General features: G+C 40.7%; 21 protein-coding genes. 1 reads left to right on the forward strand and 20 read right to left on the reverse strand.

Going from position 1 to position 21,401, the window contains the following annotated elements:
* Positions 1-140: 140 nt before the first annotated feature.
* Positions 141-1,181, forward strand: a complete 1,041-nt coding sequence (locus LMC10_RS00010; RefSeq protein WP_229268578.1) for a tyrosine-type recombinase/integrase — start codon at positions 141-143, stop codon at positions 1,179-1,181.
* 114 nt (positions 1,182-1,295) lie between these two features.
* Here LMC10_RS00010 and rplS read toward each other — a convergent pair whose 3' ends face one another.
* The 20 genes from rplS to rsgA form a co-directional block, all read right to left on the reverse strand.
* Entirely contained in the window at positions 1,296-1,655 is a 360-nt protein-coding gene (gene rplS / locus LMC10_RS00015) for a 50S ribosomal protein L19 (RefSeq protein ID WP_003675625.1), read from the reverse strand.
* Between the two features lie 122 nt (positions 1,656-1,777).
* Positions 1,778-3,208, reverse strand: a complete 1,431-nt coding sequence (locus LMC10_RS00020) for an APC family permease (RefSeq protein WP_229268579.1) — start codon at positions 3,206-3,208, stop codon at positions 1,778-1,780.
* Between the two features lie 10 nt (positions 3,209-3,218).
* Positions 3,219-3,977, reverse strand: a complete 759-nt coding sequence (gene trmD / locus LMC10_RS00025) for a tRNA (guanosine(37)-N1)-methyltransferase TrmD (protein ID WP_003663813.1) — start codon at positions 3,975-3,977, stop codon at positions 3,219-3,221.
* Positions 3,977-4,483 (reverse strand): ribosome maturation factor RimM, encoded by a 507-nt coding sequence (gene rimM / locus LMC10_RS00030; RefSeq protein WP_003663814.1) that lies wholly within the window; start codon positions 4,481-4,483, stop codon positions 3,977-3,979. The genes trmD and rimM overlap by 1 nt, the downstream gene beginning before the upstream one ends.
* A gap of 54 nt (positions 4,484-4,537) precedes the next feature.
* The gene (locus LMC10_RS00035) at positions 4,538-4,798 is read right to left on the reverse strand and encodes a KH domain-containing protein (RefSeq protein ID WP_229268580.1); all 261 of its coding nucleotides are present in this window, start codon (positions 4,796-4,798) and stop codon (positions 4,538-4,540) included.
* 12 nt (positions 4,799-4,810) lie between these two features.
* Positions 4,811-5,086, reverse strand: coding sequence for a 30S ribosomal protein S16 (rpsP, locus tag LMC10_RS00040; RefSeq protein ID WP_003663816.1), 276 nt, complete (start codon positions 5,084-5,086; stop codon positions 4,811-4,813).
* A gap of 98 nt (positions 5,087-5,184) precedes the next feature.
* Positions 5,185-6,630 carry a signal recognition particle protein gene (gene ffh / locus LMC10_RS00045; RefSeq protein WP_229268581.1) on the reverse strand — a complete coding sequence of 482 codons (1,446 nt, stop codon included), beginning with the start codon at positions 6,628-6,630 and terminating at the stop codon, positions 5,185-5,187.
* Position 6,631: 1 nt separating this feature from the next.
* On the reverse strand, positions 6,632-6,973 hold the full coding sequence (locus LMC10_RS00050) for a putative DNA-binding protein (protein ID WP_003663818.1): 342 nt from the start codon (positions 6,971-6,973) through the stop codon (positions 6,632-6,634).
* A 14-nt stretch (positions 6,974-6,987) separates the two neighbouring features.
* On the reverse strand, positions 6,988-8,526 hold the full coding sequence (gene ftsY, locus LMC10_RS00055) for a signal recognition particle-docking protein FtsY (RefSeq protein ID WP_229268582.1): 1,539 nt from the start codon (positions 8,524-8,526) through the stop codon (positions 6,988-6,990).
* Between the two features lie 21 nt (positions 8,527-8,547).
* A complete protein-coding gene (gene smc / locus LMC10_RS00060) occupies positions 8,548-12,111 on the reverse strand; it encodes a chromosome segregation protein SMC (RefSeq protein WP_229268583.1) in 3,564 nt (1,187 codons plus the stop codon).
* A 16-nt stretch (positions 12,112-12,127) separates the two neighbouring features.
* A complete protein-coding gene (gene rnc / locus LMC10_RS00065; protein WP_003663822.1) occupies positions 12,128-12,829 on the reverse strand; it encodes a ribonuclease III in 702 nt (233 codons plus the stop codon).
* A 176-nt stretch (positions 12,830-13,005) separates the two neighbouring features.
* Positions 13,006-13,260, reverse strand: coding sequence for an acyl carrier protein (gene acpP / locus LMC10_RS00070; RefSeq protein ID WP_003663823.1), 255 nt, complete (start codon positions 13,258-13,260; stop codon positions 13,006-13,008).
* Positions 13,261-13,296: 36 nt separating this feature from the next.
* A complete protein-coding gene (gene plsX, locus LMC10_RS00075) occupies positions 13,297-14,328 on the reverse strand; it encodes a phosphate acyltransferase PlsX (protein ID WP_003672199.1) in 1,032 nt (343 codons plus the stop codon).
* Positions 14,329-14,345: 17 nt separating this feature from the next.
* Positions 14,346-16,382 (reverse strand): ATP-dependent DNA helicase RecG, encoded by a 2,037-nt coding sequence (gene recG, locus LMC10_RS00080; protein WP_229268584.1) that lies wholly within the window; start codon positions 16,380-16,382, stop codon positions 14,346-14,348.
* A gap of 101 nt (positions 16,383-16,483) precedes the next feature.
* Positions 16,484-18,193 carry a DAK2 domain-containing protein gene (locus LMC10_RS00085; protein ID WP_229268585.1) on the reverse strand — a complete coding sequence of 570 codons (1,710 nt, stop codon included), beginning with the start codon at positions 18,191-18,193 and terminating at the stop codon, positions 16,484-16,486.
* A gap of 25 nt (positions 18,194-18,218) precedes the next feature.
* Positions 18,219-18,581, reverse strand: coding sequence for an Asp23/Gls24 family envelope stress response protein (locus LMC10_RS00090; protein WP_003663831.1), 363 nt, complete (start codon positions 18,579-18,581; stop codon positions 18,219-18,221).
* Between the two features lie 194 nt (positions 18,582-18,775).
* Positions 18,776-18,961: a 50S ribosomal protein L28 gene (rpmB, locus tag LMC10_RS00095; protein ID WP_003663833.1), complete on the reverse strand. Its 186-nt coding sequence runs from the start codon at positions 18,959-18,961 to the stop codon at positions 18,776-18,778.
* A gap of 149 nt (positions 18,962-19,110) precedes the next feature.
* On the reverse strand, positions 19,111-19,761 hold the full coding sequence (locus LMC10_RS00100) for a thiamine diphosphokinase (RefSeq protein ID WP_229268586.1): 651 nt from the start codon (positions 19,759-19,761) through the stop codon (positions 19,111-19,113).
* An 82-nt stretch (positions 19,762-19,843) separates the two neighbouring features.
* On the reverse strand, positions 19,844-20,497 hold the full coding sequence (rpe, locus tag LMC10_RS00105; protein ID WP_003663836.1) for a ribulose-phosphate 3-epimerase: 654 nt from the start codon (positions 20,495-20,497) through the stop codon (positions 19,844-19,846).
* Between the two features lie 10 nt (positions 20,498-20,507).
* On the reverse strand, positions 20,508-21,398 hold the full coding sequence (gene rsgA / locus LMC10_RS00110; protein WP_229268587.1) for a ribosome small subunit-dependent GTPase A: 891 nt from the start codon (positions 21,396-21,398) through the stop codon (positions 20,508-20,510).
* Between the last annotated feature and the right edge of the window lie 3 nt (positions 21,399-21,401).

Consider the following 21,401-nt stretch of genomic DNA (forward strand, 5'->3'; position numbering starts at 1 on the left):
GGGCTAAGCTATTTAATTTATTAGCCATATTTATATAACCTCTTTTCCCTTATTGACTTTGGCTTGAACACCTACATCTTAAGGCAAAAGAGGCCTTTTTTATATAATTTTTATCGCCTACCCACATAGCAGGTGGTTTTTTGTTTCGTGCACTCGCTCTGCTCGCGCACTCAACCAGGTCTAAAGATATTAATAAAATCAATAAGCAAATTAGTGAAGTTACGCAAGGCAAAATAATTCATGGAATTACCCTTAAACAATTACTTGATGAGTATACCGACTATGAAGAACCAAGAATTAAAAGATCAACATACTATAATCATCAAACAATGGTTAACACCTTACTAGATATTTTTGGTAAAGATGCACTCATTGAGAACTTCACTCCCCTCATTATTACAGATACTCTCGAAAAGCTTATGTATGGCGACAGAGATCTATCAAGTGGCTATGTATCCCGGTATAAGTATTATCTACATAAAGTGATTGATTATGCCGTCAAACATTCATACATAAAAGAGAATCCTGTTGATAAAGTCAAAATTGACTATAAGTCGTCTATAAGCGGACAACAAATAAAAGATAAATTTCTAGAAGATGATGAGTTAAAAGCTGTACTCGAATACCTATATAAGAATACTCGTATATATGGAGAACTGTGCGAATGGTTATATCTTACTGGCCTAAGATTTGGTGAAGCAGCCGCTTTAAGTTTTGATGATGTTTACCAAAAGGACAACCATTGGTTTGTAGATATAACTGGTACATTAGAGTATAAACGAATTAAAATCAAAGAACAAAAAAAGAGTGACGCACCTAAAACCTCATCCTCAGTCCGTAGCGTTGTACTACCAAAGAAAGCCGTTCAAATTTATCTTGATTTGAAGAAAAAATCTAATGGCAAAGGTTTTATCTTCGCAACTGAAAATGGTACACCGATTCAAACGGCATCAGTAAATACTGTTTTAAGATCAGCAAAAAAGAAACTTAAACTTAATAAGCCATTAAGTACTCATGTATTTAGACATACTCATATTTCAAAAATGGCTGAGTTAGGAATTCCGCTATATGTAATCCAGCAAAGAGTTGGTCACTCCAGTAGTAAGATTACCTCCCAGATATATCTTCATGTGACACAAAAAGCAATTGAAAAGGAAGCGTCAAAACTTGATGAACTATAAAAACCTACCAAAAACCTACCATTTGCTTTGAAAAATTATTTTTACTCTTTCTTTTTTCTTAAAAATAATTTTAAAACAAAAAAAGAACCCTTGATACACAAGGGTTCTGCACTACTAGTTGTCGCGACGACGTTCAGCGATACGAGTAGCCTTACCAGTACGTTCACGTAAGTAGTAAAGCTTAGCACGACGTACACGACCGTAACGAAGAACATCAATCTTGTCAACACGTGGTGAGTGAACTGGGAAAGTACGTTCAACACCTACACCGTTACTGATCTTACGTACAGTGTAAGTAGCACTGATACCAGCACCGTGGCGCTTGATAACAACACCTTCGAACATTTGGATACGTTCACGTGAACCTTCAACGATCCGAGCGTGAACACGAACAGTATCACCGGCACGGAATTCTGGAATATCATCCCGTAATTGACTAGCAGTAATCTTTTCGATTAACTTGTTTTGACGCATAATATATTTCTTTCCTTTCGCCGACATTCATGTCCTGTATGACGGGCAGCGGAATACCGTTATTCACAGCTAAACAGCCAATAACTACTATACATTGTTTTCAGCTGTCTTTCAAGGGTAAATTAGTGGGTTTCTTTATTAATGATTGAATGACGAATCCCATAGATAAAGTAAATTAACAAACCGATCACAAACCAACCAACCATTAAAATTTTTGCATCAGTATTTAGGCCCCAGAAGATCACGGCCGAAAAGATTGCTGATACAGCTGGGAGTACTGGATACAATGGCATCTTAAACTGGGCTTCAGGCAAATCTACCCCTTCTCGCGGACGCAAGGCATAAATCCCCAGAGAAACAAAGATAAATGCGACCAGGGTTCCCGCAGAAACAAGGGTTGCTAAGAACGTAAATGGGAAAACAGAACCCAAGATCATAGCCAAGAAAGTAATCATCCATAATGCGTGATTAGGGACGTGCTTATCATCGATTTGGCCGAGTGATTTTGGTAGTAACCCATCCCGTCCAAAAGCATAGATTAGTCGAGAGGAAGCTAAAAGGATTGCGATTAACGCAGAGAAAATACCAACAATCGCTACAACGGAAAGCAAGTTCGCCGTAATATAGTGTCCAGACTGTCTTAAAGCCCAGGCTGCTGGTTCTGCATTATTTGCATAACGGCTATATTTAAACATCCCCACTAATACAAGCGAAACCGCAATAAAAAAGCCTGTTCCTAGTAATAGTGTCCCGATCAATCCTCGTGGCATTGTCTTTTGCGGGTTAATCGTTTCAGCTGTATTAGCCGCAATCGCATCAAAGCCAACATAGGCAATAAAGATTTGCGCAGTCCCAGCTAATATTCCTTGCCAACCCCCAAAAGTGGTGCCTGGTTGATGAGCGGGGAGAAATGGGACATAGTTTTGCGGATGGATTGCAGTTGCCCCCACAACGATAAACATTAAAATTACTAGTAGTTTTACACTAACAATAATATTTTCAATCCGGCTAACCTGATGAACACCCCGGGAAATTAAAACTCCAACAATTAGAATTGCAAAGGCGGCCAGAATATCAATATAAGACCCTGTATGTGGATCAAACCCACCAGTTAAGGCATGCGGTAATTTAATTCCAAAACTCCCAAGGAATCCTTGCATATAGGCTGACCACCCAGACGCAACAAAAGCCACTGAAATAAAATATTCAGCTAAAAGCGCCCAGCCAGCAATCCAGCCAAAGAATTCACCAAACAAAACATTGATCCAGGAAAAAGCAGAACCAGCAAAAGGCAATACTGAGGACGTTTCCGCATAAGCTAATGCTGATAATCCCGCGCCAATTGCGGCTACAATGAAGGCTAATGGAACGGCAGGACCAGTATGCTCGGCTGCCACAATCCCTGGCAAAGTAAAGATAGCCGTTCCCACTACCATCCCAGTTCCTAATCCAATTAAGTCTCTTGTTCGCAAACTAGGAGTTAATTGTGCATCCTTTTCTTCATAAACGTGTGGGTTCTGCTTAAGAAATAGTCGTTTAATTAATTTTTTCATTCACATCACCTTAGTCTGGAACAGTTGGATCTTCATCCAGCTTAATATCTTCTAACATTAATTGCTGTTCCCGACTTAGCTTAGCAGTTTTTAAAAGATCTGGTCGGCGGTGAAGAGTCCGTCGTAGCGATTCACGCATCCGCCATTCTTTAATTTTCTGATGATTACCACTCGTAAGAACTTCCGGTACTTTCATCCCCCGAAAATCTGCCGGACGTGTATATTGAGGATATTCTAGCAAACCGTTACTAAATGAATCTCCCATTGGTGAAGACATGTTGCCGAGGACACCAGGAACAAAGCGGACGGTCGCATCAATCATCACCATCGCTGCTAATTCCCCGCCTGTTAACACATAGTCACCAAGAGACGCTTCATCGGTAACTAAATTACGGATTCGTTCATCATATCCCTCATAATGACCGCAGATAAATGTTAAGTGGTCTTCTTGGGCTAACTCTTTAGCATAGGCTTGATCAAACTTTCGACCAGCGGGATCCATTAAAATAACCCGTCCCTTTGAATACTGATCTTTCGTTTGTTCATGAATTGCATCCATTGCGTCAAAAATCGGTTGTGCTTGAAGGAGCATCCCCGCTCCCCCACCAAATGGCGCATCGTCAACATGGTTATGCTTATCGGTAGTATATTGACGAAAATCGGTCACATTAATATCGATAAATCCATTATCTTGCGCCTTACCGATAATGGATTCCCCCATTGTTGCTTGAAACATATTGGGGAATAAGCTTAAAATATCAATCCTCATTATTCAAGTCCTTCCATTAATTCGACTGTTACAAGATTTTTATCAAGATCAACATTTTTAACAACATCATCAATCACTGGTAATAATAAATCTCTTTTTTCTGGACGTTCAACAACCCACACATCATTCGCACCAGGAGATAAAATTTCCTTAATTTTCCCCAAATGACGACCATCTGTTGTTTCAACGTCTAATCCAATAATCTGGTGGTAGTAATATTGACCATCGTCTAATGGCTGTTGATCATCAGCACTGACCATTAATTCATGGTCACGGAATTGTTCAACATCATTAATATTATCGTAACCGACAAACTTAACAAGAACAAAACCCTTATGTTGCCGCGTGCTTTCAATCGTCAATGGTAAAGGCTCGCCTGATTGTTGTAGGTACAAGGTATTTCCCTTGGCAAATCGTTCATCAATAAAATCAGTAGTTGCTAATACGCGCACTTCTCCGCGAACACCATGAGTATTTACAATTTTACCAACATTATAATATTCCATAAATTCCTCCTGAAAAGACAAAAACTCCCACAGATTAGTGTGGGAGTTTTAAATTTAGTGACGATGGTCATTAATTAATAACCGGACTCGCTTAGAGTTAGCCCGTCGAGATTGAGTACCCTCGACTATTGTTCGCAATGCTGCGACAACGTGTCCCTGTCGACCAATTAGACGGCCAACATCATTGGGAGCAACATCAATTATATAACGATGGTAACGTCCATCATCTTTTTGGGTAATTGACAATGCCTGTGGCTGCTTCAATAGTGGAATAACTAAACTACGAATTAACGACTCGATATCTGTCTCAGCCATGACTGATTATCACTACTTCTTAGCGTACTTTGCTTCGTGGTACTTCTTCATAACGCCAGCTGCTTGAAGCATGTTACGAACAGTATCTGAAGGTTGAGCACCCTTTTGTAACCATTCCATAACAGCGTCTTCATCAAACTTGACTTCCTTAGGAGTAGTCAATGGGTTGTAAGTACCTACTGAAGTAATAAAACGACCATCACGTGGGGCACGTGAGTCAGCTACAACGATCCGGTAGAATGGACGCTTCTTTGAACCCATGCGCTTTAAACGAATTTTAACAGACATTCTTTGCACCTCCCTGATTTCTTTTAACAGATAATAATATACCAGTGTTCAAATAGAATGTAAAGTATTTTTTCTTGACAGGCTTAAATTTTTTGAAATTATTTTTTCTTTCGTAATTTACGAAGCTTTTTAATACGTTTTTGCTTGTCTTTTTTCATTTTTCGCGCCATACGGTTCATTGCCATTTGTCCCATCTTACCACCTGGCATTTGTCCGCCAAACATATTTTGCATTCCATTGAAGTTACCATTTGTAACCTGCTTCATCATCTTACGCATTTGATTAAATTGCTTAATCATCCGGTTAACTTCAACAATTGGCCGTCCCGCACCAGCTGCTAAACGCCGACGACGACTAGGATTCATTAGATCAGGGTTTTCACGTTCTTCTGGCGTCATTGAAAGAACAATGGCCCGAATATGAGCAAATTGCTTAGGATCCAAATTAAGATTCTTCAAGGCAGGGTTATTAGCCATCCCGGGCATCATCTTAATAATATTTTCCAATGGTCCCATCTTGGTAACCTGATCCATCTGTGCCAAGAAATCATTATAGTCAAATGTGTTTTCACGCATTTTATCCATTGTTTCTTGGGCTTGTTCTTCATCAAAATTCTTCTGGGCTTTTTCAATCAGGGTCATCATGTCCCCCATACCCAGAATCCGTGAAGCCATTCGGTCAGGGTGGAAGACATCAAGATCCTCCATCTTTTCACCTTCACCGACAAATTTAATCGGCTTACCTGTCACTGCCCGGATTGACATGGCGGCCCCACCACGGGTATCACCATCTAACTTGGTTAAGACAACCCCAGTAATGTCAAGCTTATCATCGAAACCTTGAGCCGTATTAACTGCATTTTGACCAGTCATCGAATCAATAACAAGCAAAATTTCATTTGGATTTACTAGTTCTTTAATGTTTGCAAGCTCATCCATTAATTGTTCATCAATCTGAAGCCGACCAGCAGTATCAATAATGACATAATCATTATGATTTTTCTTGGCTACTTCCATCCCTTCGCGAACAATTTCTACTAGGTCAACATCTGTCCCCTTTTCAAAAACAGGAACATCAATCTGATCAGCAACTTGTTGTAACTGAGTAATAGCGGCGGGACGGTAAACGTCGGCCGCAATAAACATTGGCCGCGCGTGATTTTCATTCTTTAATCGTAAAGCCAATTTACCGGCAGTGGTCGTCTTACCTGCCCCTTGAAGACCAACCATCATGATAACAGTTGGAATGTGCGGTGCTTTGTTAAGTGGAACCGCTTCTTCCCCCATCAGTTTTGTCAATTCATCATTAACAATTTTAACGATTTGTTGGGCTGGATTTAACCCTTTCAGTACTTCTGCTCCGGCTGCTTTTTCCCGAACGGTCTTTACAAAGTCTTTTACAACTTTAAAGTTAACATCGGCCTCTAAAAGGGCGAGCCGAATCTCACGCATTGTTTCCCGAAGATCAGCTTCCGTAACTTTGGGCTTGCGTCGTAATTTTTCCATCGCCTTTTGCAGACGATCTGTTAAACCTTCAAATGCCATTTTATTCTTCCTCCAAGCTTTCCAGATGATTTACTAAGTGATTGAGCGTTGCATCATCTGGATAGTTTTCTCGGACGTATCGTTGAATTCGATCCGCCTGTTGATTACGAACTTGAAATTCAGCATACAAATGCAATTTGGCCTCGTAATCTTCTAATATGCTTTCTGTGCGCTTTATATTATCATATACGGCTTGACGACTAACATGGAAATTCTCGGCAATTTCGCCCAATGAGTAGTCATCCCCGTAATAAAGCTCTAAATAATCATTTTGTTTTTTGGTTAATAAGGGTTGGTAAAACTCAAATAATGAATTTATCCGATAATTCTTTTCAATTTCCATATCGTCATACCTGCCTAGTCAACTTCGACTAATCCCTTGAACAGGCCATAAACAAAGTCGCCAGCATCAAACTTCTGGAGGTCATCTACCTTTTCACCGAGCCCCACATACTTAACCGGTAAGTGGAGTTCATTACGGATAGCAAGGACAATTCCCCCACGAGCAGTTCCGTCTAGTTTTGTTAAAACAATCCCTGTTACATCGGTACTTTCCTTAAATAGTTTAGCCTGATTAAGAGCGTTTTGACCAGTTGTTGCATCCAAGACTAACAGTACTTCATGAGGAGCATCTGGAATTTCACGAGTAAGGATGCGCTTCATCTTAGCTAACTCATTCATCAAGTTAACCTTGTTTTGGAGACGACCAGCAGTATCAACGAACAAGATATCATAGTTTTCATCTTTTGCCCGTTTTACTGCATCAAAGACGACAGCCGCTGGATCACCATTTTCTGGTCCGGTAACAATGTCAACACCGTCGCGTTTTGCCCACACATCTAATTGCTCAGTGGCCCCCGCCCGGAACGTATCGGCGGCCGCTAAAAGAACTTTCTTACCTTGCTTCTTAAAGAGGGCGGCCATCTTACCAATTGTTGTTGTCTTTCCGGCCCCATTAACACCGACAAACATAATAACAGTTGGTCCTTCTTTTGCCATGGTTAAGTCAGGATTTTCGTCTTGACCAGCTTCATCGTAAAGTTCGACCATTTTTTCAATAATGACGTTGGAAACATCCTGCTTGCTCTTAGCATTTTGCAGTTTTACTTCTTCTCGCAATTCATCACTGAGCTTCATCGCCATATCATAGCCGACATCAGATTCAATTAACATATCTTCAAGATCATCAAAGAAGTCTTCATCAACATGCCGGAAATTAGCCAAGAACTTATTTAACCGTGCCCCGAAGCCTGTCCGGGACTTCTCAAGCCCACGATCGTATTTCTTAACCGTTTCAGTTTCTTGATCCTCTTCTGGTTCAGGAGAAGGTTGTTGCTCCTGCTCCTCCTCATCATCATTTTCTTCAGAATCATCAGTCTCATTTGATTCTTCAGCAGTTGAGGAATCTTCTGCCACTTCTTCTTTAGTTGGCATTACTGGTTCTTCAACTGTTTTTTCTTCTTCTGCAACAGATTCGGTCGGTTCTTCAGTCGGTTCAACGGCTGTTTCAGTTTCAGCAGAATTAGAAGAAGATGGTTCTTCTGCAGAAATAGTTTCTTCTGGAGCACTAGACGACGGTACTTCTTCTTCAGAAACACTTGAGTCTGCTACCTCTTCTGAGTGACTTTCCTCGCTAGTATCCTCTTCTTTTTCTTCTTTAACCCCGTTATGAAGTGTTTCGTGAGTTCCATCCGGGTTAATCTTTTCCTCATAGCTATCGGCAGGAGGAATATTTATCGGTTCCGGATGAATTTGTGCAGAAGCTGGCGCTGCACTCGTCGCATCTGCTGATTCATCTTCATGCGCGGTTTCAGATTGAACAACTGCGCTTGAACTATCAGGCGTTTTTTCCTCTTCTTTTTTCTTATGACGGCGGAAAATATCAAATAATCCCATACTTGAAGCCTCCTAAATTAGTTAATTGTCACTCTCTTGTAAAGTATCAACAACATCCACTGATACCATCTTTGAAACTCCTGATTCTTGCATTGTAACCCCGTACAATACATCGGCGTCCATCATCGTTCCCTTGCGGTGGGTAATGACGATAAATTGTGGACCTTCAGTACCAAATTTGCTGAGGTAGTGCGCAAAACGTTGTACATTGACCTCATCCAAGGCGGCCTCTGGTTCATCAAGAATTGCAAATGGGACTGGGCGGACTTTTAAAATAGCGAATAGTAAGGTAATCGCCGTTAATGCTCGCTCCCCACCTGATAACAATGAAAGATGTTGATTTTTCTTTCCTGGTGGTTGGGCCATAATATCGACCCCGGTTGTTAATAAGTCATGGGGATCGGTTAAGACGAGTTTAGCATGACCACCAGAGAAAATTTGTTGGAACGTCTCATCAAACTTTTGTGAAACCTGATTAAAAGTCGTAATAAAACGTTTCTTTACCTGAGCATCCATCTCACCCATCGTCTGATTAAGCTGAGCTCGAGAGGCGAGCAAGTCGTCTTGTTGACCCTTTAAGAAATCGTACCGTTCACGAACACGCTCATATTCTTCAATCGCTCCAACATTAACTTGACCAAGATCATCCAATCCCCGTTTTAATAGCTTCAACCGGGTCGCTAAGGTCTCTTCGTCCAAGTCACTCATCTGTTGGCGAGCTTCATCAATGGTCATGGAATATTGCTCAGATAATCGATTAAGAGCTTGATCAACCATTGATTCAAACTTCACGCGCTCTTCATTTAAGTTATTACGATCATCCAGGGCTGCCCGCTGAAGTTCTTGCAGACGATTATAATGTGCTTCGGCTTGTGACAGCTTTTGCTCAAGTTCTTCAAGAGCAACTGAATTATCTTCCAGTTGCACCTTAGCTTTTGCCTGCTCTTCTTTAGCATCTTTTAAGGCTGTCTGTGTCGATTTTTCACTTGTTGATTGACTAGCTGATTGAGTCGTTAACTCAGCGATTGCAATCGTGACCTTTTCTAAACTCTCTTCAACTTCTCGCCGTTGCCGGTTATACTCTTGACTTTGGCGTTGATATTGTTGAAGTCGTTCTTCGGCCACTGCAATTTTTTGTTGCATTTGTGCTAATTGTCGTGCCTGAGTCGACTCATCATTCTGTAATTCATCGATCTGGGTAAGAATTTGCTTAATCTTTGCAACAACTTGCGTCAATTCCCGATTTACTTTATCAGCTTGTTCATTATTTTGTTGAACTTGTGATTCGTAATCCTGATGTTGAGTGTCTTGCTGTTTATTTTGGGTTTCTAAAATCTGTACCCGATTAGTAAGCGTCTCATGCTTACTTGAGATCAACTGGCAATTACTTTCTTGCTCATGAAACTTATCTTGTAAAGTCTGAACTTGTTGCTGATAATCAGCCACTACTTGTTCGTTCGCCTTTTGCGCTTGTTGTAGTTTAGCAATTTCTTGCTCTAAGTTTGCTGCAAGCTGTTCCTGTTTTTTTAGCTCTTCTTTTAGTTGCTTAGCCATTTGCTTTTGACTTAAAAGTCCTGTTCGTTGACTACGAGTGGCTCCCCCAGTCATCGCTCCACTAGCATTGATCAACTGACCGTCAAGAGTTACCACCCGTACCATATGACGACCTGCACGAGCAATCTCAGTCGCATGATCAAGGTTGTCAGCAATAACCGTTGTTCCTAGTAAGTGGTCAGTAATAATCTGAAACTTTTGATCAAACCTAATAAGCTCTGTTGCTCGACCCAAAAAGCCAGGGAGGCCAGTTAGTTGTGGCCAAATGTTTAATGGTCGCCGGTGGCTAAGCGTATCAAGCGGCAAAATAGTTACCCGGCCAGCGCGCGTCTTAATCAAGAAGTTAATAATTGCTTTGGCAGTAGCTTGCCGATCAACAACTAATTGCTGAAGCTGACTTCCTAATACTGTTTCAACCGCTTGCGTGTACTTGGCAGGAACATCAAATAATTCGCTGACTGCTCCAGCTAACCCAGGAAATTGCTGCCGTTGCCGAAGGACTTCTTGAACTCCCCGGTAATAGCCACTATATTCATCGGCCATTGACTGGTAAGCATTAATTCGCGACTTAAGTGACCGCACATCTCCCAATGCTTCATACCAATCACGTTGGTTGGTTTGATACTCGTAATTAAGTTTTTCACGGTGATCTTGAGCTGCTTTTAGTTTTTCACTGACAGTCTGTAGGCTTCCCTTAGTAGTGGCTGCTTCTTGTTGGTAGCGGTCATATTCTTGATTAATTTCTGCAAGCTGGTTCTTAGTAGCGTCAAGTTCCTCGACATTCTGACGTTGAAGACTCATCGCCTGTTCATGATTACGTGACAAGAAAGATTGCTGATTATGAATCGTTGTTCTTTCCTGCATCAAGCTAACTTGTTGGTTACGCAAATCCTCCACTTGCTGTTTTAGGGTCGCGATCCGCTCACTGCTACTCATCTTTCTGGCTGTTTCAAACTCAGCTTGCTGACCATTAATCAACGCTTTTTGTTCAGCCAATTGCTCGTCATTTGCCTGTTGGTTTGCCTTAACCTCTTTTAAACGTGCATTGAGTTCAGCCTGTTGGGTAGTTAACCGCCGTTGCTCATTTTCACGTTGTTCACGACGAACACTAGAAACAGATTGCTGATTCTCATACTTAGCAATTGCCTCCGTCTGATTTAAGATAATCGCTTGGAGACGATCTTTAGTTGCGTTTAGTTGTTGGCGCTTTTGCTTCAAATTATCAAGCTGTTGCTGATCACGACCTGCTTGTCCTTGATAGTCCTTTACCATCGCTTCTGCTTGATCGAGCTTGGCACCTAATTTGGTTAACTTTTCATAGTACTCATCATAATGACGAACTGTTTGTGTCCGATCAAGCACATCAAATTGTTTCTTTTGTTCCAAGTAATCTTGGGCAATCGCACTTTGCTCTTCTAAAGGTTCAATCTGCTTTTCTAACTCACTAATAATGTCATTTACCCGGTTAAGGTTTTCCATCGTCGTAGTAAGTCGCTTTTCAGCTGTTTCTTTATTCTTCTTATACTTGGCAACTCCCGCAACGGTTTCAATGATTCCCCGCCGATCAATTGGTTTACCGTTAAAAATTTCTTCAATCCGTCCTTGGGAAATAATGGAAAAGGATTCTCGACCTAAACCAGAATCAATGAATAAGTCTGTAATGTCCTTTAAGCGGACGTTTTGGTCATTGATTAAGTACTCACTATCACCATTGCGGTATATTTTACGAGTAATGGTAAGCTCAGTAAATTCACTAGCTAAGTAATGATCACTATTATCTAGCGTAATCGAAACTAGGGCCCGGTTTAAAGGTTTACGATCTGATGACCCATTAAAGATAACATCAGCCATCCGATCTCCCCGTAAATGATGAGCCGACTGTTCGCCCATTACCCATTGAATAGCTTCGATAATATTACTCTTTCCACTACCATTCGGACCAACAATCCCTGTCATTCCGGGCTCAAATTTAATTGTTGTTTTTTGGGCAAAGGACTTAAAGCCGTCCAAAGTTAAAGACAATAATTGCATCAGTTATTCCTACTTACTATTTATTTTTATTTCTCATATTATCAAGTGCCTGTTGTGCTGCTTGCATTTCCGCATGCTTCTTTGATGAGCCCTTTCCTTCACCGATAACGTCACCGTTAGCAGTAACATTTACTTTAAATTCAGGGTCATTTTCTGTTCCACTTTCCTCCACCAAATGATATTCAATGGCAATGTCACCGTCACGTTGGAGAAATTCCTGAAGACTAGTCTTGGCATCAACAGCATGATCAAACCAGCCCATATCAAGTTTAGGAAAGATAACCCGTTGGACAAATTTTTCGACTGCTGGTCGGCCTTGATCTAAATAGAGGGCACCAATAAATGATTCAAAAATATCACATAGCAAGCCTGGCCGTTCTCTTGCGCCGGCCATTTCCTCACCATGACCCAAGCGAATGTATTGATCAAAGTGACATTCCTTGGCAAATTTAGAAAAACTATCTTCACATACCATTGCCGCTCTTAAGCGAGTAAGTTTTCCCTGCGGCAATTCAGGGAAACGTTTATAAATATATTCTGAAACGATCAGTTCCAACACAGCATCGCCAAGAAATTCAATCCGTTCGTAATATTTTAATCCTTGGTTAGGATGTTCATTTACATACGAAGCTTGAGTAAAAGCTTCTGCTAATAAAGCAGGATTATCAAAATGAATATTAAATTCCTTGGCCAGGTAGTCTTGTAATTCTTCGATCATAAAAAATTCCTTTCGTTTTTGACTTAAAATTATAAAAAATGTCTAAGGCCTATTATACTAAACAACCCGCTATTCCGCAGGTAATTTTAATAATATTCGAAAAAATTAAAGGCTGTGAAAAAACTTTCGCCTTTTCTCAGCCCTTACTTTTCTACCTTAATAATTAAACGGTTTGATTAGTTGGCAGTATGTTCTGCAATGTAATCAACAACTTCACCGATTGTACTTAACTTTTCAGCATCTTCATCATTAATTTCTTCGCCAAACGTATCCTCCAATTCGAGAACAAATTCAACAAAATCAATTGAATCAGCATCCAAATCTGTCTTTAAGTTCAAATCATCAGTAATCTTAGCCCGATCAACATCAAAATGGTCAGCAACAATCTCTGAAACCTTATTAAAGATTTCTGTTTTCTTATTATCAGCCATTATTATTAACCTCTCTTTACTAGTTCGCTACTTATTCTATTCGTTTTTCTTAGAATTGTCTAGATTTTCGGTGTTATCAAAAAATTCAACTGTTTTTTCAATCACACCCGTTTTGATCATCGTTCTGATTTGACTAATTGTATTTTTCACTGCTAAAGCATCAGCAGATCCATGAGTCTTAACAACGGGGGCCTTAAGTCCTAATAAGACCGCCCCACCATAAGTTGAAGCACTCATTTTTTGCCCGATTTGATGGAAAACGGGCTTTAGCATAAGATAACCTAACTTAGCACGGAGACCACCATGTAAGATTCCATCTTTAATTAACGTCATCATCATCTTAGCGGTTCCTTCAGTCGCTTTCAAGGCCGCATTTGCTGTCCACCCATCACTTACGACAACATCTGCCTTGCCAAACAGGAGGTCGCCAGATTCAATATTGCCGACAAAATTCAAATCGTCTTTGCTATTGAGGATTTGCCATACTTCTTTATGTAATTTGTCACCCTTATCTTCTTCTGCCCCATTGTTTAATAGCGCAATCCGAGGGTTCGCAACTCCCAATACATTTTCGGCATAGAATTTACCAAGGTAAGCATATTGTTCCAAATTTTTCTCTTTGCTTTCAGCATTTGCACCAGTATCGAGGTAGACAAAATTGTGTCGACTAGCACCCGGCTTGGCAATTGGCAAAATACTAGTGAGTCCCGGACGGTCAATTCCTTTAATACGGCCAACAATGAAGAGGCCGGCCGCCAAAATTGCCCCAGTGTTTCCCGCAGAAAAGAAGGCATCAGCTTTGCCTTCTTTAACTGCTGTTGCCGCGCGAACAATTGACGAATCTTTTTTTCGCCGAATCGCTCGGACTGGTTCTTCACCCATTGAAATTTCTTCACTGGTAGCAACAATATTAAGCCGCTCATTATTTTTTATTAAGGGTTTAACCTTGTCTGGATTTCCATAAAGGTCAAATTCTAAGTCGGGGTAAAGGTCTCGGGCCTCTTCTACCCCTTCAATGATTACTTGGGGAGCATTATCTCCACCCATTGCATCAACAGCAATTTTCATAAAATCTCCTCCTCATATTAGTCAAAGTGCGTCTCCAGTTCATGACGCTTTAAATATAAAACAAGTGGCTGATTTTCATCGACCTGATCCCAATTGGGCATGCCTAATAGGTTCCCAGCATCTGCACGAGCAATTTGCAGCATCTTTAAATCAGCAACTGGATCACCCACTTTAAATTCTGGCATCCCCGATTGCTTTTTTCCTAAAACATCTCCAGATCCTCGTAGTTTCAAGTCTTGCTCAGCTATTTTAAATCCATCGTCAGTAGCTACCATCGTTTTCATCCGAGCTTTTCCTTCATCAGTTTTCGGATCAGCAATCAACAAACAATAGCTTTGTCGACTGCCTCGACCAACACGCCCACGTAATTGGTGAAGCTGTGCAAGGCCAAAACGATCAGCATCATATATAACCATTACCGTTGCATTGGGGTTATCAACGCCAACTTCAATAACCGTGGTTGCGACTAAAACTTGAAGCTCACCAGATTTAAATCGGCGCATTGCCTCATCTTTTTCTTCCGTCCCCATTCGTCCATGAAGCAATCCTACTTTATAAGCTGGTTCAAGATCAGCTGACAGTTGATTATAAAGATCAGTCGCGTTTTGTACATCTAGGGCCGCTGATTCCTCAATCAAAGGACTAACAACATACGCCTGTGCTCCCTGCTTTAATTGTTCACGCAAAAAATGGATTGCTGCGGCATGTTGATTAGACTGCAACCACTTTGTTTGAATTGGTTTTCGACCAGCCGGTAATTGGTCAATTATCGAAACATCCATTTCACCATAATTAGTAATTGCTAGTGTCCGTGGGATGGGGGTTGCTGTCATGGCTAATACATCAGGATGTTCACCTTTTTCACGAAGTTGCTGACGCTGATTGACCCCAAAACGGTGCTGTTCATCGGTAATTACCAGACCAAGATTAGCATATTCGACTCCATCTTGAATTAGTGCATGGGTTCCGACAATAAGGTTGACATCCCCCCGCTTCATCGCCGTCAGCAGTTCCCGATGTTGCTTAGCTGTTAATGAACCAGTAAGAAGAGCAACTTGGACATGGGTTCCTTCAAAAATTTTCGCTAATTTCTCAGCATGCTGGCCTGCCAGAATTTCTGTCGGTGCCATTAAAGCTGCTTGATAGCCGGCGGTAATCGCTGCATAAATAGCAATAGCAGCAACAATTGTCTTTCCAGATCCAACGTCTCCCTGCAACAAGCGATTCATTTGATATGGTTGACGCATATCACGGCAAATTTCATTGACAACCCGTTTTTGAGCATCAGTTAGTTCAAATGGGAGTCCGCCAATAAATTCTTTTAATTCATCATTATGATATAAAATCTGGTCACCATCTTCTTGACGGTGGGCACGGCGAATCGCTTGCAGTCGTAACTGAAACAAAAAAAACTCTTCATAAGCTGCTGTTCGGCGAGCGGCTTTTGCGGTTGCTTGAGTTTGCGGAAAGTGAATTTCCCTAATCATTTGCCGACGATCCATTAACCGGTATCGTTGACGAATCGTTTCTGGCAAATATGTTGGAATAATATTGGCATATTCCTCGTAAGCTTGACGGATAAAACTTTGGAGGACATTTTGCCGGATATGTTTATTCACTGCATAAACTGCACCAAACTCATTTCGATCATCAGCTTTTTCCTTAAGAAGCTTGTTCCCCGTTACTTGACGGCGAGGTGCATCCCACTTTCCCATCACAGTTACTTGCTGATTTAGTTCGATTTGCTTTTTAATATAGGGCTGATTAAAAAAGGTTGCGATCACTACTTCTTTACCAACCTGCATTCGAAAGGTAAGCCGGTTGCGCCGATAACCATAGCGGACCAAAAGCGGTTCTGACACCACTATTCCTTGAAGAGTAATTTTTTGTTTATCTTTGGCGCTTTCAATATCTGTAGGCGTGAAATCATTATAACGAGTAGGATAATATGTCAATAAATCTTCAATAGTATCTATTCCAAGCGTGGCTAAATCTGCTACCCGCTTGGGACCGACCCCTTTTAAATTGGCAACTGAATCCGTTAAACTCCGCACATCTTTCACCTCTTTTTAACACAACCAGTAACCAAAATAGGAGTGGGAATAAAAGCAGTCCTTTATTAACCCACCCCTATAGAAATTAATTTAGTGTAACTCTATTCAACCGAAATCAGGTATGGATAAACTGGCTGGCCACCATCGTAAATCTGAATATCTAATTCATCATCTACTTCTTCAACTGCTGCTTTAATCTCTTCGGCAGTCTTTTGATCACCACCAGCTCCATATAAGATCGTTACAATTTCGCTATCTTCATCAAGCATGGCTTTAACCATCTTAATAGCGGCTTCTTTCAGATCCGGATCAGTAGTAACAATTTGACCATCAACAATTCCCATGTAGTCGTCTTTCTTTATTTCACGACCGTCAATTGTTGTATCACGAACAGCATTAGTAACTGCTCCACTGGCAACCGTATCTGTATTAGCTTCCATGTTTGCTTGATTTTCGTCCAAAGATGCTTCTGGGTTGTACTCAAGTAGTGCACTCATCGCTTGGGCAATTGTTTTACTGTGAACAACCTTTGTCGGAATATCAGCAACTTCAGCAGCTTGATCAGCAGTCATAAAGATGTTGCCGTTATTTGGCAGAACAATAGCTTGCTTAGCACCACTATTATTAATGGCATCGAGAATATCTTGAGTGCTTGGGTTCATTGTTTGACCACCTGTAATGATATGGGTAACACCCAAGCTCTTTAATAATTTCGCAATTCCTTCTCCTGATGCGACAGCAATAACAGCTGTCTGAAGGTCATTTTTAGCTTCTGCAGCTGCTTTTGCCTTCTCAATTGGCGACTCACTGTCAGCGTCTTCTTCATCTTTTTCCATGATTTCTTCTTGTTGCCAAACCATGTTATGAATTTCAATTGTCTGTAAATCACCGAATTGTTGACCCCAAGATAATACTTTACCGGGATGCTCGGTATGAACATGGACCCGCACAACTTGATCATCGTTTAGAACAAGTAAACTATCGCCTAAGTCAGCTAAGTAGTTATAGAAAGTATCATAGTCAAACTTTTGAGTCACTTGTTTACCCTTACCAAGTCGTACCAACATTTGAGTACAGTAAGTATACTTGATATCTTCAGGATTAAGCTTTCCTTGAACGCTTTGGTGATCCATGGCGTGAACCATCTCATCAATTTCAGCATTGTCAGGTTTATAGTCATCACTTTTATCTACGCGGCCACTCAAGGCTTCGTCAAAGGCTTGAAGTACAAAGACGAGTCCTTGCCCACCAGAATCTACCACGCCAACTTCTTTCAGGACTGGCAATAAATCCGGCGTCTTCTTAAGCGCTTCTTCACCTGCTTCATAAATAGTATGCATAATCTCAACAAGATCATCAGTCTCTTTAATCTTATTGAGGCCTGCTTGAGCTGATTCACGAACAACAGTTAAAATGGTACCTTCTGTTGGCTTCATCACAGCCTTATAAGCTGTCTTTGCACCATTAGCATAAGCATTAACAAAGTCAGCAGTAGATAAAACATCCATGCCTTCTGTTGCCTTTGCAAAGCCACGGAAAATCTGCGATAAAATAACCCCAGAATTTCCGCGTGCTCCCATTAAAAGGCCCTTTGCTAACGCTGCACTCAGGTCGCCAACCTTCTTACTGGTTTCGTTGCGTTCGTACTTGGCACCACTTGCCATTGAAGAAGTCATGTTTGTCCCGGTGTCTCCATCTGGAACTGGAAAAACATTTAATGAATTAATAAATTCAGCGTTCTTACCAAGTTTATCGGCGGCCGCCTGGACCATTTTACCGAATTCAAGGTTTGTAATTTTTGTTACAGCCAATTCGAAATTCCTCCCCAATGCTCGCTTAATCTTCTAGTGTCCGTACACCTTGGACACATACATTAACTGAATTTGCCGTAATACCGAGCATTGTTTCAAGATTATACTTTACCTTTGCTTGGACACTCTTTGATACTTCTGAGATCTTTGTGCCATAGCCTACAATAATATTTACGTCAACAGCTACACCATTATCTTGCTGCCGAACAACAACGCCGCGCGCAAAATTTTCACGACGAAGAATTTGGTTAACCCCATCACGGAGGGGGTTTCGGCTTGCCATTCCAACAACACCGTAGTTATCAGTAGCAGCCCCACCGACAACTGATGAAATCACATCATTATCAATGTCAATTGTACCTGACTTAGTTTTGATTTTTACTGCCATCGTCATGGCCTCCTTATAAAATTACCAATTGATTTTAGAATCCTATGATACTAAAATTCACAATTAAATCAATACCATCATACCATAGCATATTTCACTAAAAAAGTAACTGATGGATATTTTTGCAATCGATCAATGGGGTTAATCAATTAGTGTAAAAAATAAGCCGCCCAAACTGGACGGCATCATTTTAATTAAACCCGAGTCACTTTACCTGACTTCAGTGTACGTGCTGAAACGTATACCTTCTTAGGCTTACCATTAACTAAAATGGTTACCTTTTGCAAGTTAGGCTTCCAGCTACGCCGACTTGAGTTAAGGGCGTGAGAACGCTTGTTACCAAATTGCGTCCGTTTACCGTTGATAAAATCTTTAGCCATTGGTGATACCCTCCTCTTTGCTTCATAATTTTTTCGTTTACGCAAAACTGCGATGTAACTCACCTAATTAATCTACCATAGGCATCGCAACAATGCAATAGTTTTCTTTCAAGTAATTTTCCTTGACAGGGTATTTTCCCCTCAAAAACCTATTTTAATTGGTCGCTACACTGAATTACAGAAACAATTCCACTTTCAAATGAAAAATGATTTTCTTCAGCTGTAAATTCATTGCTTGTCCACGAAAATGGAATTTGACTACTCCAGTTTTGCAGTGGATATTTTTCGTCTTTCAATGTAAGGCCTCGAACAGGAGTAAGATTGACAAAGGCCAGATACTTCTTATGCGGCAAGCGAGAAATAGTGTAATTCCCTGGCAAGTAATAAGAGACAACATTTTGACAGTCAATAATCTTAGTCCGGGTTAAGTATGGTTTAAATTCACTCTGCAGCGGAAGAAAGAGGTTAGCTAATAAATGGTCTAAGCGCCCTCCCGTTGCACCAAAAATTTCAATTTCATCAGCCTGTTCCTGAATTGCAAATTTCACGCCCAATTGCGTATCGGTATAATCTTTTTCAGGAGGATAAGTTTTTATACGAGTAATTTTACCTTCTAAACCTTGCAATTCATCCCTGGTAACGGAATCAAAGTCACCAATTGCTAATACCGGCTTAATTCCCCACTTTAATAATCTTAAAGCGCCCCGGTCAACCCCAATCCATTTTTCATCTTTACGTTGCAAAATCAACTCGGTTGGAACCATTTCAAGCGGACCGCCAACTAGTACATTTACTCTCATTTTTCACTCCTAAAAAAATAGATCTTCAATATTCAGATAAACCCGAACTAGAAGATCCATTTTATTTTTTTAATGTGACTAATTACTTAGTAGCATCTTCAAGAGCCTTGATTCGTTCAGAAGGATCTTCAGCGTTAAAGACATATGAACCAGCAACTGCTACCGTAGCACCAGCTTTGTAGCAATCTACAACCGTCTTGTCGTTAACTCCACCGTCTACTTCAATATCGAAATTGTAGCCCTTTTCTTCCTTAATTGCGTTTAATTGGGCAATCTTGTCAACTGTTTCTGGCAAGAACTTTTGACCACCAAAACCAGGGTTAACCGTCATTACTAAGACTTGATCAACCATGTGTAATACCGGTTCGATCATTGCTACTGGTGTACCTGGGTTAATAACAACTTCGGCTTTTACTCCACCGTTTTTGATAATTTGAAGAGCACGGTGAATGTGTTGAGTAGCTTCTACTTGAACACCAATAATATCAGCGCCAGCATCAATGAACATTGGCAAAATATGTTCTGGACTTTCAACCATCAAGTGCACATCCAATACCATGTTTGTAATTGGACGAATGGCCTTAACAAAGCCTGGTCCGTAAGAAATACTTGGAACAAAGGTACCATCCATAACATCAATGTGTAAGTATGGTGCACCGGCCTTTTCTACCTTTTCAATGTCCTTTTGTAAATTTACATAATCTGCACTTAAAATTGATGGTGCAACTTTAATCATCCTGATTCCCTCATTTCTTATAATTTGGTTTTTGATTAGCAATCAATTCATTGAACTGAAGATAATCATCATACCGACTCTTCATGATTATACCATTGTTTACCGCTTCCTTCACAGCACATTGTGGTTCTTTTATGTGAAGGCATCCCCGAAACTTACAATCAGCTGAAATCTTAGCCATTTCAGGGAATAAATGCGGCAAATCATTTACCGTCATATCAAATGTCTCATACGACGAAAAACCAGGAGTATCGGCTATCAGAGCCCCGTTAACATCTAGTAAGCTTACTTTTCGTGTTGTATGCCGTCCCCGTTGAAGTGCTTGGGAAATTTCGCCAGTCGCTAATTTTAATTGGGGAGCCAAATGGTTAAGCAAAGTTGACTTCCCTGCTCCTGTCTGCCCCATCATCGTTACAATGTTTCCCTTTAATTCTTCCATCAAAATTGCTAATTGATCGAAATCGAAAGGCTCACGGGCCGCATAGACCTGGTAGCCGATTTTACGATAGCCCTCAATCGTTGGCAAAAGTTGTTGGTATTCATCATCTGTCAGTAAGTCAGTCTTTGAAAAATAAATTAAAGGAGTAACATCTTGTGCTTCTAAAGCAATCAATTGCCGGTCTAAAAGGTTAGCGGAAAATGCTGGTTCTTTAGCTGAGGTTACAACAACTGCCATATCAACATTAGCAACAGGTGGCCGAACCAACTGATTGCGGCGGGGCAGGATTTTTAATAAATACCCTTCCTGTTGATTTTCAGCACTGAATTCAACGTGATCGCCAACTACCGGCTTAATCTTTCGTTGACGGAAATTTCCACGTGCCCTTGTCCGGTAGATCTTTTCATCTGCAATTACATCATAAAAGCCACTTAATGATTGTTGGATTATTCCTGTTTTCAAACT

Origin of the sequence: Limosilactobacillus reuteri subsp. simiae, from assembly GCF_020784875.1 — a bacterium.
In the GTDB taxonomy this organism is placed as follows: Bacteria; Bacillota; Bacilli; order Lactobacillales; family Lactobacillaceae; genus Limosilactobacillus; species Limosilactobacillus reuteri_H.